The organism is Pseudomonas sp. TSRC2-2 (assembly GCF_049897785.1).
Classification (GTDB): domain Bacteria; phylum Pseudomonadota; class Gammaproteobacteria; order Pseudomonadales; family Pseudomonadaceae; genus Aquipseudomonas.
This window is the reverse complement of sequence record NZ_JAFCWZ010000005.1, coordinates 384,098-401,514: the sequence shown is the minus strand read 5'-3', so window position 1 is coordinate 401,514 and position 17,417 is coordinate 384,098. Positions and strand designations below refer to the sequence as shown.

The window sequence follows — 17,417 nt, the reverse complement described above, 5'->3', positions numbered from 1 at the left end:
CAATCAGCACACTGAGTTCGGGGTTCATATTGGCTCGGCAGAAAGAGGGCTTACCAACGGTAAACTGAGGACGAAAGTGGTGCCACCGCTCGCCGGGTGTTCGACACCCAGATGCCCGCCGGTGGCGGCGGCGAGGCTCGCGGACAGGGTCAGACCCAGTCCCAGGCCTTGCTCGCCGGGTTTGGTGGTGAAGAACGGTTCGAACAGATGCTTGCGCGCTTCGGCGTCGATGCCGTGGCCATTGTCGCGCACCCGCAAACGATACTTGCCGTTGAACTCTTCACCCTCCAGCCACAATTGCGGCTGCGCTTGTGCGTGCATGGCGTCGAGGGCATTGCCGATGAGGTTGACCAGAATCTGTTCGAGGCGGGTCTGATCGATCAGCAACTGCACATCGGCAAACTGCCGGTGAATCTGCAACGGGTTGTTTTCCAGACGCGCGCCGAGCACTTGCAACGCAGCGTCGACGGCTTTGCCGAGACTGGCCTGGCCCTTGTTGTCGCCGCGTCGGGCAAACGAACGCAGGCTGGCGGTGATCCGGCCCATGCGGTCGATCAGGTCGTTGATGGTCTTGAGATTGGTGCTGGCGACATCGAGCTGGCCGCGCTCGAGAAAGCGCACGGTGTTGCCCGAGAGCGTGCGCATCGCTGCCAGCGGCTGGTTCAATTCATGGGCGATGCTGGTAGACATCTGGCCGATAGCGGCAAGTTTGCCGGCCTGCACCAGTTCGTCCTGAGCGCGCCGCAACGTCTCTTCGGCCTGGCGGCGCTCGCGGATCTGGCTCTTCAGCCGTTCGTTGCTGGCGCGCAGATCGGCCGTACGTTCGGTAATCCGACGCTCCAGTTGGCTGTTGGCTTCCTGCAAGGCCTCGCGGGCGGCGAGGCGGGTGGCGAGGACTTTGCGGCGCTCGTTCCAGGCGATCAAAAGAAAGGCGAACAGGGCGAACGCCACCGCCACCAGAATGCCTTGATTGATCGCTTCGCGGCGCAGATCCTGCAGCGGCGTGAGCAGGGTGAAATTCCACGGTGTGTCGCTCAGCAATCGGGTTTGCGCCAGATAACTGATCTCGTCCTCATCGGGCTGCAATTCGCTGTTGGCCGGAAAGGTCAGTTTCTCCACGCCTTCGGCCAGCGTCTCGCGGGCCAACGGTTGCAGTTCGTTGAGCGGGAACCAGTAGTACTGCAGGCTGCGGGCGAGTTTTTCCTTGACCTCATCGCTGAGCGCAATCACCGATTTCAGCCGCCTGGCCGGGTCGCTGGACAGAATGATGATGCCATTCTCGTCGCTGACGAAGGCTTCCAGACGCGCGCGCTGCCAGCGCTCTTCCATGGCTTCCAGACGCACTTTGACCACCGCGACGCCGATGATCTTGCCATGCTCTTCGAGGCCGTGGGCGAGGTAGTAACCGGGTTCGCCATTGGTGCTGCCAATGCCGTAGAAACGCCCGGGCTGACCGCGCACGGCATCCTTGAAATAGGCGCGAAAGGACAGGTCTTCACCCAGATAACTGTCGACATCGCGCCAGTTGCTGGTGGCCATGACGCGGCCGGTGGTGTCCATGACGTAGATGGCCCGACTGCGGCTGCGGCGGTTCAGGCCTTCGAGGTAATCGTTGACCGTCTGTCGGTGTTCCGGGGTCGGGTCGGCCAGCAACTGCGGAACACTGGTTTCGAGTTCCAGCAAGCTGGGCAGGTAGGTGTATTTGCTGATTTCACTTTCCACCGCGCGGGCGTGCAGTTCCAACTGACGCTGGCCATTTTCGCCGAGGCTGCGGATGCCGAAATGCTCACTGGTCCAGAAGCCGATGAAACCCAGTCCGACCATCAGGGCGATGATCAGCGGCGGCAGGAACAGATGACGGATCAGACGGGGCTTCACGGCAAGTGATGGCGGCGCTGCGCGATAAAGAGTGGAGTCGCATTTCATCACAGATGCCTTGGGTCAACCACAACACAAATCTCGGGATCAGCATTGATCCAGTGTGGGAGCGGGCTTGCTCGCGAAAGCGGTGGATCAGTCAATGATGATGTTGAAAGTGCCGGCCTCTTCGCGAGCAAGCCGCTCCCACCGTGGGGAGCGGCGCTTTGCCTTAGTGCTGCAGGATTTTCTCGAGGAAGTGCTGCGCGCGTTCGGAGCGGGCGCTGATGTCGCCGAAGAATTCCTCTTTCGGGCAGTCTTCGATGATCTTGCCTTGGTCCATGAAGATCACCCGGTCGGCGACTTTGCGGGCGAAGCCCATTTCGTGGGTCACGCACATCATGGTCATGCCTTCGTGGGCCAGTTGCACCATGACGTCGAGCACTTCGTTGACCATTTCCGGGTCAAGCGCCGAGGTCGGTTCGTCGAACAGCATGACGATCGGGTCCATCGCCAGCGCACGGGCAATCGCCACACGTTGTTGCTGGCCACCGGACAGTTGCCCCGGATGCTTGTGGGCGTGCGCCGACAAACCCACGCGCTCCAGCAGTTGCAGACCTTTTTTGGTCGCCTCTTCCTTGCTGCGGCCGAGCACCTTGATCTGCGCGATGGTCAGGTTTTCGGTGATGGTCAGGTGCGGGAACAGTTCGAAGTGCTGGAACACCATGCCGACGCGCGAGCGCAGTTTCGGCAGATTGGTTTTCGGGTCGGCGATCGAGGTGCCGTCTACGACCACGTCACCCTTCTGGAACGGTTCCAGGGCGTTGACGCACTTGATCAGCGTCGACTTGCCGGAACCGGACGGGCCGCAGACCACGATCACTTCGCCTTTCTTCACCTCGGTGCTGCAATCAGTCAGCACCTGGAAGTCCCCATACCACTTGTTGATGTTTTTGATAGAGATCATACGGCGAACCTTTTCTGCAGACGCTTGACCAGCCGCGAGGCGGCGAAGCTGATGATGAAGTAAACGAGACCGGCGAAAATCAGGAACTCATTGGAGCGGCCGATGATGTCGCCGCTGGCGCGTGAGGCGTTGAGGAAGTCAACCAGGCCCACGGTGTAAACCAGCGAGGTGTCCTGGAACAGGATGATGCTCTGCTGCAGCAGCAGCGGGGTCATCTTGCGGAACGCCTGCGGCAGGATGATCAGGCGCATCATCTGCCCGTAGTTCATGCCCAGTGCTTGCGCGGCACCCATCTGGCCCTTGGAAATCGACTGCACACCGGCACGGACGATTTCGCAGAAGTACGCCGCTTCGAACATCATGAACGCCACGACGCACGAGGTGAACGCACCGATCGGTGTGTCTTCGCCAGTGATCCAGCGCAGCACGAACGGCACCGCCAGGTAGAACCAGGTGATCACCAGCAGCAGTGGAATCGAGCGGAAGTAATTGACGTAGGCGCCAGCCATGCTCGACAGCAGTTTGTTATGAGACAGACGGCACAGCGCGAGGATCGTGCCGAGGATCATCCCGCCGATCACGCCCATGGCCATCAGCTTGAGGGTCATGACCATGCCGTTCCACAAACCGGGAATGGCCGGGACGATGCCACTGAAATCGAATTCCATTATTTACCCCCCACGGAGATCAGGCCGGGCACCGCGACTTTCTTCTCGACCAGGCGCATCAGCAGCATCAGGCTCATGTTGAGGGTGAAATAGATCAGGGTTGCCAGGGTGAACGCTTCGAACAGGTTGGCCGAAAACTCGGCGGTCTGTTTGGTCTGCGCCAGCAATTCCATCAAACCGATCAGGGACGCCACGGAGGAGTTCTTGAACACGTTGAGAAATTCGGAGGTGAGCGGCGGAATGATGATCCGGTAGGCCTGGGGCAGCAGCACGTTCCAGTAGATCTGCGGCAGTTTGAAACCCATCGCGCGGGCGGCGGATTCCTGACCGCGGGGCAGCGCCTGGATACCGGTGCGCACTTGCTCGCAGACACGGGCGGCGGTGAACAGACCGAGGCAGACGACAACGCTCAGGTAAGCCGAAGTGGTCGGGTTGAGATCCTGCTTGTACCACTCCTGCAGATCCGGCGGCAGCAGGTCGGGCACCAGGAAGTACCAGATGAACAGCTGCACCAGCAGCGGCACGTTACGGAACAGCTCGACGTAGCAGGTTGCGATGCCCGATACGATGCGGTTCGGCACGGTGCGCATGATGCCCAGCAACGAGCCGAGCAGCAGGGCGATGATCCACGCCACGATGGCGATGGCGATGGTCCAGCCCAGGCCGGAGATGAACCAGTCGAGATAGGTCTCGCTGCCCACGCCGGTGGACTTGAAGAACACGCCCCAGTCCCAGTTGTAATTCATTAGGGTCTCCCCTCGATTCGATCGATGTACAAGTGCCCGCCTGGGGAACTCCGTTCCCTCCCCGGTCTTTTTTCAAAGACCGGGCACACGCGATCGGCTCGACAGCCACCGGTTCGAGTGTTTCCAGAAAAATGCCAGCAGGGAGTGACCATCCCCTGAAAAGGCAGGTGCCTCTTCAGGGAATAAGGTTAGTCAGAAAATCAGGACTTCTTGTCGTCAGCCGCTTTGTCGGTCGGATTGGCGATCAGGTTCTTGAGCTCGTCGCTCATCGGGAAGTTCAGGTTCAGGCCTTTTGGCGGAATTGGCTGCATGAACCACTTCTCGTAGATCTTGTTGATTGCGCCCGAAGCGTAGGTGGCCTTGATCGCGTCATCCACAGCCTTTTTGAACGGCTCGTCGCCTTTGCGCATCATGCAGCCGTAGATTTCGTACGACTGTGGCGTGCCGGTCACTTCCCAATCGGCGGCTTTCTTGGCCTTGGCGGCTTCGCCGGCCAGCAGCGCGTCGTCCATCATGAACGCAACGGCACGGCCCGATTCCAGCATCTGGAAGGACTCGCCGTGGTCTTTGGCGGAGATGACGTTCATGCCCATCTGCTTGTCGGCGTTCATCGCCTTGAGAATGCGCTCGGAGGTGGTGCCGGCGGTGGTGACAACGTTCTTGCCTTTGAGATCGTCGAAATCCTTGTACTTGGAGTCTTTCTTGGACAGAAGACGGGTACCGATTTCGAAGATGCCGACGGAGAAGTCGACCTGCTGCTGACGCTCGACGTTGTTGGTGGTCGAACCGCACTCGACGTCCACGGTGCCGTTCTGCACCAGTGGAATACGGGTTTGCGAGGTGACGAGGTTGTATTTGACTTGCAGGTTCGGCAGGTCGAGGTCTTTCTTGATCGCTTCGACGATGGCCAGCTGGATATCGTGCGAGTAGCCGACCGGCTTGCCGGACGCATCAGCGATGTAGGAGAACGGAATGGAGGCGTCACGGTGGCCCAGGGTGATGACACCGGACTCTTTGATCTTCTTCAGGGTGCCGGTGAGTTCGGCGGCGAAAACTGGCGTGCTGATCAGAGCGGCAGCAATGGCTGCGCCCAGGATATGGGGAACGATGCGCATCAAATTTTCCTCGACATTGTTTTTTTTATGGAGCCAGTTTGTCGGCCCTTTTTGTGCTTCGAATGCCTGACGGCTCCTGAAGTGTTGGCACGGCAGGCATTCGTCGAGAGAGTGTAGAGCATGAGTCGTGCCAGAGCAGGCATCATTGGTTAACGTCTTGTTTTATAAAGGTATTAAAGTTTTGTGGTGGCCATTTGACGGGCAACTGATCCGGTTAACCGAATCGACTGCAGAGTCGCGTTCGGAAAACCGAATACGTAGTCAGGCGCGCTCTCGGATTTCCCGGCTTAGCGGCGTTTCATGCAAATACACCCACTCCACTCCATCTGGCTGCCCTCTGAGGATCGCCACGGCGAGCCGCGAGTGTTCAGCGCCGTTCAAACGGTGGGTTTCGACGTAACTCACAGCCAGCAGGTCGGCCTGTTGCCATACCGTGTGCACATCGCTGATCGCGATATCGAGTCCCGCCCTGGCGCCCACGGCCCCCCTGAACAGTTGTTCTACTTCGGCGCGGTTCAGCGGGATCGCCGATATACCCATCATGCTGAAATCTTCGGCAAATACTTTCATCAGCGGCTCGAGGCTCGCAGCTCCGATGCCGTCGGCATCAGTGAATACCCGAAGGATCAGCTCGTGGACGTGGTGAATGCTGTGTTCGGCTTGTTCGATCAGATCGTTTGTCATGGGCATTCCTTGGCGCGGTTCAGTTGTTTGATCTGCAGCAATGGCAGCAGCCCGACCAGTGCTGCAATCGCGAAGGTGGCGTGATAAGCGGGCGTGGTGCCAAGCGGTTGGAGCAGCACGTTGAAGATCATCAGAAACAGCGCGGCGCCGAGGCTGAAAGACATCTGCCGGTTGATGTTCCAGATGACACTGGCCTTGTGCGTATCGCCGCCGGCGAAGTCCATCAGTGAGGTGGTCTGCGCGGTATTGGCACCGATGCCGCCGCCGATGCCCATCAGGCTGTAGGCGATCATGATGAGCCAGAGATCCGTTGGCGCATTGACCAGCACCAGGGCGGCGATGCCGGCGCTGTGCAACAGCATGCCGAGGGTGAACAGGTGTCCGGCGCCGATCCGGTTGTAGAATCGGCCGCAAAGGGTCATTGCGATGAACGCACCGATGGCGTAGAGGATCATGAACATTCCGGTCAGCCGGGCGCTGAAGTGCAGGGTGTTCTGCAAAAAGAAAATGTTCATCAGATTGACCCCGGTGAACACCCCCGGAATCGCGTAGTAGATGAAGATCGAGGTGCTGAGTTTTCTGCTGCTGAGCAGGCTCAAGTCGATGATCGGGTTGTTGCAGCGGCGGTAATGCAGCAGATACAGCGAGATGAATATCAGCCCCGCGATGACAAAACCCAGCGCTGCGAGCGGCGGGTAATAGCTGCCGTACAGCGACATCCCCATCAGGAGACTGGCGAGCGTCGCGCTGACCAGCAACAGCCCTTTGATGTCCGGGCGCTGGCGTTCGGCGGGTGTGCTTTCCCTGATCCACCACCAGGACAGGCCAGCGGCAAGCAGCGAAAACGGGATGGTGCTGTAGAAAACCCAGCGCCAGGAGCTGATGTCGACAATGAGGCCGCCCACGGTGGGTGAAATCGCCGGGGCAATCAGGGCAACGGCCATGATCAGCGTGGATATTTTCGCTCTTTGTTCGCCCTGAAAAAGATTGAACGTCAGCGCCTGTCCGACCGGAATCAACAAGCCGCCACCGATGCCCTGGACGAAGCGCCAGATCACCAGTTCATGGAAGCTGTCGGCGTGGCCGCACAGCCACACCGCGCCACTGAATACCAGCATTGAAGCGGTGAGGATTTCACGACTGCCAAAACGCGCAGCCAGCCAGGTGCTCAGCGCAATGATCAACGTCAGTCCGAGAATGTACGCGTTGGCGACCCACGCCACCGAAGCGCTGCTGACCTGCAAGCTGGCTGACAGACTGGGCAGTGCCACCGCCGACATGAAGATGTTGATGCAATCGATAAAGAAGCCGAGCAGGAAAATCGACGCGACTTTATAGCGGTAACTCATGGTGTTTCCCCTTTGTCGTCGAGCTTAGGGGCGATAGACTCCGGCCGTCGATGCAATGGAGCTGAACACAATGTTTGAAGGGATTGAACCGTGACCCAGGGCGCTCTGCACACGCACTTGAACCGGGTGCAGACATTTCTGGCGATTGCCGAATTGGGTTCATTTACCAAGGCTGCCAGCCATCTGAATCTCAGCCGCGCCATGGTCAGCCTGCATATCAAGGCCCTGGAGGCAGCGTTGTCGACCAGCCTGTTGCTGCGCAACAGTCGTGCTGTGTCGCTGACCGAGGCCGGGCAAAGCTTTTACAACGAATTCAAGACCATCGTTGCCGATATCGACACAGCGTTTGACAGGGTATTGCACGGCACAAACCGCGTTTCGGGAACGCTGCGGATCAGTTCCACCAGTGAATACGGCGAGCGATTCATCCTGCCGCTGATTCCGCTGTTCGCCGAGCGCTATCCCGATATCCGCCTGTGCTACGACTTCAACTCTTCGCTCAATGATCTGCTGGCCGACCGGCTCGATCTGGTGGTTCGCCTGGGCAACCTGGCGGACTCATCTTTCAAAAGCCGGAAACTGGCGGACTATGAAATTGTGCTGGTGGCGACTGAAAAGTTTCTGGTTCGCTACCCGGTGAAGACACCGCAGGATCTCAACATCGTGCCTTGGATTGCCAACAGCAATTTGCTGGCGCCGACGCAGTGGGTTTTGCGCGGTGGCGTGGGGGAGACGGTCGAGATCAGTGGCACGCCTCATTTTCAGTCGAATTCCTCAACGGCGATTCGTTCGATGACCTTGTCGTCCCTGGGCGTGTCGGTGCTGCCGGCGTGGATGGTTGAAGACGATATGGCCTGTGGGCATCTGGTACGTGTGTTGCCGGAATACTCGCTGCCCTCACAGCCGATCAGCCTGGTATTTGCGGATACGCCGCACCTGCCGCACAAGTCGCGGGTGTTTATCGATTTTCTTTTGGCGCATTCAGGGCAGTGAGGGAGTGGAGCCGGACCTTGCGGGCATAGCAAAAAGCCCCTGAATCTCGCGATTCAGGGGCTTTCGTTTGAGCGGTGGGGCGAATATCAAGCCGCCTCGATCTTGCGGTTTTGCTCCACCTTGCCCAGATACGTCGCCAGCTTTTGCTGCTCGTCGGCAGTCGTGAACAAGCCGAGTTTGGTGCGGCGCCACAAAATGTCATGCGCCGTAGTGGCCCACTCTTCGCTGCACAGGTAGTCGACTTCGCGGGTGTAGAGCCCGCCGCCGATGTGCTCACCCATGTCTGCCAGCGTTTCCACGCCCTCAAGCATGCGCCATGTGCGGCTGCCGTAAGTGACGGCCCAGCGCCGGGCGATTTCAGTCGGGACGAAATCATGCTTGTCGCGAATCCGTGCGCTCAGCGCTTCGGGCGTGGTCATGTCTTCGCCGCCGGGCAGAGTCGCTTTGGCGGTCCAGCTTGGGCGCATCTGGGTGAAGAACGGCATCAACTGCGCCATCGCCGACTCGGCGAGCTTGCGGTAAGTGGTCAGTTTGCCGCCGAACACCGACAGCAGCGGCGCCTCTTCGGCATTGCCCGACAGCGCCAGGGTGTAATCGCGGGTCACTGCCGACGGGTTGTCGGATTCGTCGTTGCACAGCGGACGCACGCCCGAATAGCTGTGCAGGATGTCCTCGCGGCTGAGCTGCTTCTTGAAGTGGGCATTGACCACTTTGAGCAGGTAATCGGTTTCGCCTTCGGTGATCGCCACTTTTGCCGGGTCGCCGGTGTACTCGCGGTCGGTGGTGCCGATCAGGGTGAAATGGTTCAGGTATGGAATAGTGAAAACGATGCGCTGATCTTCATTCTGCAGAATGTGCGCGTGCTCGCCTTCGTACAGCTTCGGCACGATGACGTGGCTGCCCTGAATCAGGCGGATGCCATAAGGCGATTCCATCTTCAGGTCGTCACGAATGAATTTGGCGACCCACGGGCCGGCGGCGTTCACCAGTGCTTTGGCGGTAATCGAAAACAGACTGCCGTCGGCGCGCTCCAGATGCAGGTGCCACAAACCTTTGCTGCGGCGGGCGCTGACGCAGCGGGTCTGGGTGTGCACGTGGGCACCTTTTTCGCGGGCGGCCATGGCGTTCAGGACGACGAGGCGGGCGTCATCGACCCAGCAGTCGGAGTATTCGAAACCTTTTTTGATTTCGCTTTTCAGCGCGCTGTCGGCACCGAACTTCAGGCTCCTGGAACCTGGGAGCTTTTCACGTTTGCCGAGATTGTCGTAAAGGAACAGGCCGGCACGAATCATCCACGCCGGACGCAGGTGCGGGCGGTGCGGCAGCACGAAACGCATCGGTTTGACGATATGCGGCGCCTTGGCCAGCAGCACTTCGCGCTCGGCCAGTGCTTCACGCACCAGACGGAATTCGTAATGTTCCAGATAGCGCAAGCCGCCATGGATCAGCTTGCTGCTGGCCGACGAAGTGTGGCTGGCCAAGTCATCTTTTTCGCAAAGGAACACCGAAAGACCGCGACCAGCGGCATCCGCTGCGATTCCCACGCCATTGATCCCGCCGCCAATCACGGCAACGTCATAGATCTCGGAAAGTGGGGGCGTACGCAAGGTAGAGGTGGACATCGGCTGGCCTCGGTTCTTTTGGTTTTCTGTCTTGGAATTCGAACATAAATGTTCATTTGCGAAAATGGTAGCCCATAAATACGCGCACAGCCAGTCGCGCTCGATTGAAAAAACTCATCGACGGTCAGATAAAAGAAAATTTTCGAACATTAAAAGCAAAAGATCGCAGCCTTCAGCAGCTCCCACAGGTTAAGTGAACCCATTGCTGGAGCTGCCGAAGGCTGCGATCTTTTGATCTTGCGGGTTAAACGACTTCCAGACGAATCTTGTGCTGGTTCAACAACTGCACCAGCGCCGGCACCGGCTGCTGATCGGTGACCAGGCAATCAATCAGGCTGATCGGCCCCAGCCGGATCATCGCGTTACGCCCGAACTTGCTCGAGTCTGCCGCCAGAATGACTTGGCGCGCGTTGGCAATAATGGCCTGGCTCACGCGCACTTCCTGATAGTCGAAGTCGAGCAGGCTGCCGTCCTCATCAATGCCGCTGATCCCGACCAGGGCGAAATCGACCTTGAACTGATTGATGAAATCCACGCTCGCCTGACCGACCACGCCGCCGTCCCGCCGTACGTTACCGCCGGTGAGCAGCACATCGAAATCATCCTTGGCACTGAGCATCGAAGCCACGTGCAGGTTGTTGGTGATGATTTTCAGGTGGCTGTGATTGAGCAGGGCGCGGGCAATCGATTCGGTGGTGGTACCGATGTTGATGAACAGCGAGGCGTGATCGGGGATCTGCGCGGCGATGGCTTCGCCGATGCGTTGCTTTTCGTCGCGCATCTGATCGGCGCGCATCGCATAGGCGGTGTTTTCAACGCTGGAATCGTAAGCGGCGCCACCGTGATAGCGCCGCAGCAGATTGGCTTCCGCGAGCTGATTGATGTCGCGGCGAATGGTTTGCGGAGTGACAACGAACAGCGTGGCCATTTCCTCGATGCTCACATAGCCGCGTTCGCGGACCAGCTCGAGGATTTGCTGCTGACGGGGAGGCAGATTCATGGGGCTTCCTTTGGGCTGCCAAGCAAAATTTGCCCATGATGCCGCAGGAATCTCCTCCCGACCAGTTTCCAGCTTTAGTCAGTCTTCAGCCTGGCTTACTCAGCGTCCTCACGCGCCCAGTCACGGGTGCGGCTGACAGCTTTTTTCCAGCCTTTGTACAGTTTCTCTTTCGCGGCTTCTTCCAGGCTTGGTTCGAATTCGCGCTCGATTACCGCTTTGCCACGCAGTTCTTCCAGGCTGCCCCAGAAACCGCAGGCCAGGCCGGCCAGATAAGCCGCGCCGAGGGCAGTGGTTTCACGCATTTGCGGGCGCTCGACCTGAGTGCCGAGGATGTCGGCCTGGAACTGCATGAGGAAGTTGTTCGCCACCGCACCGCCGTCCACGCGCAGAGCCTTGAGGCGTTCGCCGGAGTCCTGTTGCATGGCGTCGAGCACGTCGCGGGTCTGGTAGGCAATCGATTCCAGTGCGGCGCGGATGATGTGATCCACACGTACGCCACGGGTCAGGCCGAACAGTGCGCCACGGGCATACGGATCCCAGTACGGCGCGCCCAGGCCGGTAAACGCCGGCACCAGATACACACCGTTGCTGTCCTTGACCTTGTTGGCAAAGTATTCGGTGTCGTGGGCGTCGTTGACGATTTTCAATTCATCGCGCAGCCACTGCACGGTCGAACCGCCATTGAACACCGCGCCTTCCAGTGCATAAGCCACTTCGCCGCGTGGACCGCAGGCGATAGTGGTGAGCATGCCATGCTGGGATTTCACCGCTTTGTCGCCGGTGTTCATCAGCAGGAAGCAGCCGGTGCCGTAGGTGTTTTTCGCTTGGCCCGGCTCGACGCACATCTGGCCGAACAGCGCTGCCTGCTGGTCGCCGGCGATGCCGCCGATGGCGATGCCGCTCTTGGTGCGACCGTAAATCTCCGACGAGGCTTTGACTTGCGGGAGCATCTCGCGCGGGATGTCGAGGATCTCCAGCATCTTCGAATCCCATTCCAATGAATGGATGTTGAAGAGCATGGTGCGCGAGGCGTTGGTGTAGTCGGTGACGTGGACCTTGCCGCCGGTGAATTTCCAGATCAGCCAGCTATCGACGGTACCGAACAGCAGTTCACCGTTGCGCGCACGCTCGCGGCTGCCTTCGACGTTGTCGAGGATCCACTTGAGTTTGGTGCCGGAGAAATACGGGTCGGTGACCAGACCGGTGGTGTCGCGGATGTAGTCTTCGTGACCATCGCGCTTGAGCTGCTGGCAGATCTCGGTGCTGCGGCGGCACTGCCAGACGATCGCGTTATACACGGGACGGCCGGTGGTCTTGTCCCAGACCACGGTGGTTTCACGCTGGTTGGTGATACCGATGGCGGCGACCTGGTCATGATGCAGGCCGGCCTGGGCCAGCGCTTCAACCATCACCGCGCTCTGGGTGGCGAAAATTTCCATCGGGTCATGCTCGACCCAGCCGGCTTGCGGGTAATGCTGAACAAATTCGCGCTGCGCGGTGCAGACCACGTTCGCGTCGCGGTCGAAAATGATCGCGCGGGAGCTGGTCGTACCCTGATCAAGGGCAATGATGTAGTTCTTGTTCTCAATGTCGGTCATGTCGATTGCCTTGGACGAAATAAGGGGAGAGTGGGCCATGGCGCGGACTCGGATGGGCAGGAGCCGGCGCCGACTGTTTCAAGAAGTTCTTGGTTTGCCGTCAATGGCCGGTTCTGCATCCTTTGTAGCAGGTGTGGCGCCAGTCAGGTGACGGGCAATCAGCCCGCGATACCCGGCAGCGCCGAGGCAGGCACCGACAATCGGTGCAAAAATCGGAATCAGGAAGTAGGGGATATCACGACCACCGGTGAAGGAAATTTCACCCCAACCGGTAAAGAAAGTCATCAGTTTCGGACCGAAGTCACGCGCAGGGTTCATCGCAAAACCGGTCAGCGGGCCCATCGCACTGCCGATCACGGCGATCAGCAAACCTATCAGCAGCGGCGCCATCGGGCCGCGTGGCAGGCCGTTGTTGTCATCGGTCAGGGCCATGATTACGCCCATCAAAATCGCGGTGATGATCATCTCTACCAGGAAAGCCTGAGCCGTCGACAGTACCGGATTCGGGTAAGTCGAGAACACCGACGCCAGTTCCAGGCTAGCGGCCGAACCACGCACCATCTGGTGGGTTTGTTCGTAATCGAAGAAAAGATTGCTGTAGAGCGTGTAGACCAGCAGCGCGCCGCAGAAGGCGCCAGCCATTTGCGAAAGGATGTAGAACGGCAGTTTGCGCTTTTCGAAGTCGGCGAAGATTGCCAGAGCAATGCTCACGGCCGGATTCAAATGCGCGCCGGAAACCCCGGCGGTGAGGTAGATCGCCATGCTCACGCCGACGCCCCAGATGATGCTGATTTCCCACAGGCCGAAGCTGGCGCCCGCGACCTTGAGCGCGGCGACACAACCGGTGCCGAAAAAGATCAGAAGGGCAGTGCCCAGGAATTCGGCCATGCATTGGCCGGAAAGCGATGGTTGCGGTAAAGCAGCTGTCATTGAAAACCTCGGTTCTTTTTCTTGTGTAGCGCCTTGCCAACGGAGCGAGGCGCGATCTTCACCGGGTCGGAATCCCCATTCGGTTCCCGGGTTACTGCTGGGTATTGCGCGGAGCATGATTCTTACATTATTCAGATTCGAAAAAATATAGACAAGAAACAAACCTGTCAAAGGTCGAAAGTGAACTGTCGGTCACAATATAACTATTCGCCTCATGAATGATCAGCGAGGCAGTACGCATGAATGGCGCGGGAGCCCACGGGAATCGCGGCTTGTAATAGAGCCTTTTGGCCTGCGATGACCTAGAATCGGCCGCTGGTTTTATCTGTGATTGCCGAACCCGGAGCTGCCATGACCCCAGCGTTGGACTTGTTGAAAAAAGTTCGTGCCGAACATCGCGTGCACAGTTACGAACATGATCCCAAGGCCGCATCCTATGGGCTGGAGGCAGCTGAGAAGCTCGGGCTCGCACCGGCGCAGGTGTTCAAAACCCTGCTGGCCGCCAGCGAAAAAGGCGAACTGCTGGTAGCTGTGGTGCCGGTCGTCGGATCGCTCGACCTCAAAGGCCTGGCGCATGCCGCCGCAGTGAAGAAAGCCGAAATGGCCGACCCGGCTGCCGCGCAACGCTCAACCGGTTATCTGTTGGGCGGTATCAGCCCGCTCGGGCAGAAGAAACGGCTGCGCACCTTCATCGATAGTTCCGCTCAGGGTTTTGCGACTATCTATGTGAGTGCCGGACGGCGAGGGCTGGAAGTGGAATTGGCGCCAGCAGTATTGGCCGAGCATACCCAGGCGAAGTTCGCCGACATCGGCCGTGCTTAGTAACAGAATCGGCTGTATGAGGAAAAAAATCAGGTTCTGTCACTGGCACTGATCCGGGCTGCCATTGCATGCTCGGTCGACCAATTCAGGGAGAACATCATGCAGCTTGCGTTTCATCAGGTCGACGCGTTCAGTGATCGGCCGTTCAGTGGCAACCCGGCGATGGTCTATCGGCTCGGCAGCTGGCTGGCCGACGACTTGATGCAGAAGATCGCCGCCGAACACAACTTGGCAGAGACCGCGTTTCTGGTCCGCGAAGGCCAGGCCTGGCATATCCGCTGGTTCACGCCGACCACCGAAGTGCCGCTGTGCGGGCATGCGACCTTGGCCAGCGCATTTGTGCTATTCGACATTTATAAGGAAAGCGCCGAGCGCATCGATTTCACTTGCAAGTCCGGCCCGCTGAGTGTCAGCCGGGAAGGCGACCGGCTGTGGCTGGATTTCCCGACCATCGTGCCGTCGGAAATCGGTGTGACGCTGGATGTCGAGCGGGCGCTCGGCGTTGAGGCGGTCGATGTGCTCGGCTCCAACGAGCTGTTTGTAGTGCTGGAGTCAGAGCAGGCTGTGCTCGACTGCAAGCCGGACATGGCCGCACTGGCGAAACTGCCGTGGCTGGGCGCGATTGTTACCGCGCGCGGCAACCAGCATGACTTCGTCTCGCGCTATTTTGCCCCGGCGATCGGCATCGACGAAGATCCGGTGACCGGTTCGACTCACTGCAGCCTGATTCCGTACTGGGCCAAGCGTTTGGGCAAGGCGAACCTGACCGCCTGCCAGCGCTCGGCGCGGGGCGGCGAGTTGTTCTGTCGGCTGGAAGGTGAGCGGGTGAAGATTGGTGGCAATGCGACGCTGGTGGCCAGCGGCACCCTTCATCTGAGCTGATCGCAATTTCCCCTGTAGGAGCTGCCGAAGGCTGCGATCTTTTGATCTTGATGTTGATGTTGAAAGTCAAAAGATCGCAGCCTTCGGCAGCTCCTACGGAGAGTTTCGTTCGATCAGAGGCTGGTGCTGAACCGACGGACGCCGTTTTCCACCGCCGGAATCTGCGCAGCGGTGCTGCCGGATGCCTGGAACAGCACCAGATGATCCGCCGCTACGCGAATGCCCACCTGCGCGCCGACCAGATGATCAGCATGGCTCGGGAAAATCGATTCCAGCTGCGCGCCGGTCGGCAGTTGCAGGCGATACAAGGTCGCTGCACCCAGGAACGTCTTGCCGACAATTTGCGCCTGCAATGCGCTGTCCGGCGCATAAACAATGTCATCCGGACGCAGCAGCACATCTACTGCGCCGCCAATCGGCCAGGTGTAGGCGCGATTCCCGCGCAGCTCACCCAGCTCGGTCTGCACCGATTCCGGGGTGACGAGCTGACCGCGAATGAAATAGCCCTGACCGATGAAACTGGCGACATACGGCGTTGCCGGTTCGTGGTAGAGGTTGTAGGGCGTGTCCCACTGTTCCAGCCGGCCTTCCTTGAACACACCCACGTGATCGCTGACGGCGAAGGCTTCTTCCTGATCGTGGGTAACCAGAATTGCGCTGGTGCCACGGGCCTTGAGGATGTCGCGCACCTCATGGCTGAGCTTGCGGCGCAACTCGCCATCGAGGTTGGAAAACGGCTCGTCGAGCAGCAGCAATTGCGGTTCCGGCGCCAGGGCGCGGGCGAGGGCGACCCGCTGTTGCTGGCCGCCGGAGAGCTCGTGGGGGTAGCGCTTGCCAAGGTTTTTCAGGTTGACCAGTTCCAGCAGCTCCTCAACCACCCGCGATTTGTTCGGGTGCTTGCGGATGCCGAAGGCAATGTTGTCGGCCACGCTCAGGTGCGGAAACAGCGCGTAGTCCTGAAACACCATGCCGATTCGGCGCTTCTCCGGGGCCAGGGTGAAACCGGCACTGGAGAGGGTTTCACCACCGAGGGTGATCTCGCCTTCGTGCACCGGCTCGAAACCGGCGATGGCGCGCAGGGTGGTGGTCTTGCCGCAGCCGGAAGAGCCGAGCAGGCAGCCGATGTCGCCGGCGTTGAGGTGCAGATTGAGGTTCTGCACCACGCGTTGGTCTTGATAGCCGCAAGCGAGGTTGCGCAGGTTCAGCAGTAATTCATGGCTCATGCGTGGTGATATGCCGGTTCGACGAGGAACTCGAGCAGGGCCTTCTGTGCGTGGAGACGGTTTTCTGCCTGATCCCAGGCGACGGAGCGCGGGTCATCGAGCAGGTCGAGACTGATTTCTTCGCCACGGTGCGCCGGCAGGCAGTGCATGAACAGCACGTCCTCGGCAGCGAGGTCGAGCAGGGCACGGTTGACCTGGAACGGCGCGAACAGCTTGAGGCGCTTGGCAGTTTCCTCTTCCTGGCCCATCGAAGTCCAGACGTCGGTGCTGACCAGATGCGCGCCGCGTACGGCTTCCTGCGGGTCGCGGACGATGGTCACGCGATCACCCGCCCTGGCGACAAACTCAGGGTTCGGCTCATAACCTTCCGGGCAGGCAACGCGCAACTGGAAGTCGAACTGGATCGCCGCTTCTATATAGCTGTTGCACATGTTGTTGCCGTCGCCGATCCAGGCCACGGTCTTGCCCTGGATCGAGCCACGATGTTCAAGAAAGGTCTGCATGTCGGCGAGCAACTGGCACGGGTGCAGATCATCGGACAGGCCGTTGATCACTGGCACGCGCGAGTTGGCGGCGAATTCGGTGAGAGTGCTATGGGCGAAGGTGCGGATCATGACCGCATCGAGCATGCTCGACATGACGATGGCGCAGTCGCTGATCGGCTCGCCGCGGCCCAGTTGAGTGTCGCGCGGGGACAGGAAAATTGCCTGGCCGCCGAGCTGGATCATGCCGGCCTCGAAGGAGATCCGAGTACGCGTCGAGGATTTCTCGAAGATCATCCCCAGCACGCGGTTTTTCAGTGGCTCGAACAGTACGCCGCGGTTACGCAGGTCCTTGAGCTCAACGCCTCGACGGATCACGCTGACCAGCTCTTCGGGCGTGCAATCCATCAGGGAGAGAAAGTGCCTTGCGCTCATCATTGACTACCTTTTGCTACAGACCGCAGATGCTCAAAGCCTTG

Annotated in this window: 16 protein-coding genes; 3 read left to right on the top strand and 13 right to left on the bottom strand. The window is 59.4% G+C overall.

Features of this window, described 5'->3' with window-relative positions:
* Window positions 1-24 precede the first annotated feature (24 nt).
* The 7 genes from ACP7D9_RS12945 to ACP7D9_RS12915 all read right to left on the bottom strand — a co-directional run bounded on the left by ACP7D9_RS12945 (window position 25) and on the right by ACP7D9_RS12915 (window position 7,386).
* Entirely contained in the window at window positions 25-1,926 is a 1,902-nt protein-coding gene (locus ACP7D9_RS12945; protein ID WP_313001029.1) for a sensor histidine kinase, read from the bottom strand.
* Window positions 1,927-2,089: 163 nt separating this feature from the next.
* Window positions 2,090-2,824: an amino acid ABC transporter ATP-binding protein gene (locus ACP7D9_RS12940; RefSeq protein WP_016773390.1), complete on the bottom strand. Its 735-nt coding sequence runs from the start codon at window positions 2,822-2,824 to the stop codon at window positions 2,090-2,092.
* Complete coding sequence (locus ACP7D9_RS12935) at window positions 2,821-3,492, bottom strand: amino acid ABC transporter permease (protein WP_426157809.1); 672 nt, start codon at window positions 3,490-3,492, stop codon at window positions 2,821-2,823. The genes ACP7D9_RS12940 and ACP7D9_RS12935 overlap by 4 nt, the downstream gene beginning before the upstream one ends.
* The gene (locus ACP7D9_RS12930; RefSeq protein WP_016773392.1) at window positions 3,492-4,238 is read right to left on the bottom strand and encodes an amino acid ABC transporter permease; all 747 of its coding nucleotides are present in this window, start codon (window positions 4,236-4,238) and stop codon (window positions 3,492-3,494) included. Before ACP7D9_RS12930 ends, ACP7D9_RS12935 begins: the two co-directional genes overlap by 1 nt.
* 200 nt (window positions 4,239-4,438) lie before the next feature.
* Window positions 4,439-5,353, bottom strand: coding sequence for a glutamate/aspartate ABC transporter substrate-binding protein (locus ACP7D9_RS12925; protein ID WP_101162128.1), 915 nt, complete (start codon window positions 5,351-5,353; stop codon window positions 4,439-4,441).
* A 261-nt stretch (window positions 5,354-5,614) separates the two neighbouring features.
* Window positions 5,615-6,037, bottom strand: coding sequence for a DUF4440 domain-containing protein (locus ACP7D9_RS12920; protein ID WP_426157807.1), 423 nt, complete (start codon window positions 6,035-6,037; stop codon window positions 5,615-5,617).
* Window positions 6,034-7,386 (bottom strand): MFS transporter, encoded by a 1,353-nt coding sequence (locus tag ACP7D9_RS12915; RefSeq protein ID WP_426157805.1) that lies wholly within the window; start codon window positions 7,384-7,386, stop codon window positions 6,034-6,036. The genes ACP7D9_RS12920 and ACP7D9_RS12915 overlap by 4 nt, the downstream gene beginning before the upstream one ends.
* 105 nt (window positions 7,387-7,491) lie before the next feature.
* Between ACP7D9_RS12915 and ACP7D9_RS12910 the strand changes: the two genes are divergently transcribed.
* Complete coding sequence (locus ACP7D9_RS12910; RefSeq protein WP_426157869.1) at window positions 7,492-8,379, top strand: LysR family transcriptional regulator; 888 nt, start codon at window positions 7,492-7,494, stop codon at window positions 8,377-8,379.
* Between the two features lie 86 nt (window positions 8,380-8,465).
* Here ACP7D9_RS12910 and glpD read toward each other — a convergent pair whose 3' ends face one another.
* From glpD to ACP7D9_RS12890, 4 genes are all read right to left on the bottom strand, one after another.
* Window positions 8,466-10,001 (bottom strand): glycerol-3-phosphate dehydrogenase, encoded by a 1,536-nt coding sequence (glpD, locus tag ACP7D9_RS12905; RefSeq protein WP_426157803.1) that lies wholly within the window; start codon window positions 9,999-10,001, stop codon window positions 8,466-8,468.
* A 244-nt stretch (window positions 10,002-10,245) separates the two neighbouring features.
* A complete protein-coding gene (locus ACP7D9_RS12900; protein ID WP_397478936.1) occupies window positions 10,246-11,001 on the bottom strand; it encodes a DeoR/GlpR family transcriptional regulator in 756 nt (251 codons plus the stop codon).
* A 95-nt stretch (window positions 11,002-11,096) separates the two neighbouring features.
* Window positions 11,097-12,599, bottom strand: coding sequence for a glycerol kinase GlpK (gene glpK, locus ACP7D9_RS12895; RefSeq protein WP_426157801.1), 1,503 nt, complete (start codon window positions 12,597-12,599; stop codon window positions 11,097-11,099).
* A gap of 78 nt (window positions 12,600-12,677) precedes the next feature.
* Window positions 12,678-13,529 carry an MIP/aquaporin family protein gene (locus tag ACP7D9_RS12890; RefSeq protein ID WP_101162137.1) on the bottom strand — a complete coding sequence of 284 codons (852 nt, stop codon included), beginning with the start codon at window positions 13,527-13,529 and terminating at the stop codon, window positions 12,678-12,680.
* Between the two features lie 351 nt (window positions 13,530-13,880).
* On the opposite strand from ACP7D9_RS12890, the gene ybaK reads away from it, so the two are divergent.
* The gene (ybaK, locus tag ACP7D9_RS12885; RefSeq protein ID WP_426157798.1) at window positions 13,881-14,351 is read left to right on the top strand and encodes a Cys-tRNA(Pro) deacylase; all 471 of its coding nucleotides are present in this window, start codon (window positions 13,881-13,883) and stop codon (window positions 14,349-14,351) included.
* Between the two features lie 99 nt (window positions 14,352-14,450).
* Window positions 14,451-15,233 (top strand): PhzF family phenazine biosynthesis protein, encoded by a 783-nt coding sequence (locus ACP7D9_RS12880; protein WP_426157796.1) that lies wholly within the window; start codon window positions 14,451-14,453, stop codon window positions 15,231-15,233.
* A 113-nt stretch (window positions 15,234-15,346) separates the two neighbouring features.
* Here ACP7D9_RS12880 and ACP7D9_RS12875 read toward each other — a convergent pair whose 3' ends face one another.
* Complete coding sequence (locus ACP7D9_RS12875) at window positions 15,347-16,456, bottom strand: ABC transporter ATP-binding protein (RefSeq protein ID WP_426157794.1); 1,110 nt, start codon at window positions 16,454-16,456, stop codon at window positions 15,347-15,349.
* Entirely contained in the window at window positions 16,453-17,373 is a 921-nt protein-coding gene (gene argF, locus ACP7D9_RS12870; RefSeq protein ID WP_426157792.1) for an ornithine carbamoyltransferase, read from the bottom strand. Before argF ends, ACP7D9_RS12875 begins: the two co-directional genes overlap by 4 nt.
* Window positions 17,374-17,417: the final 44 nt, after the last annotated feature.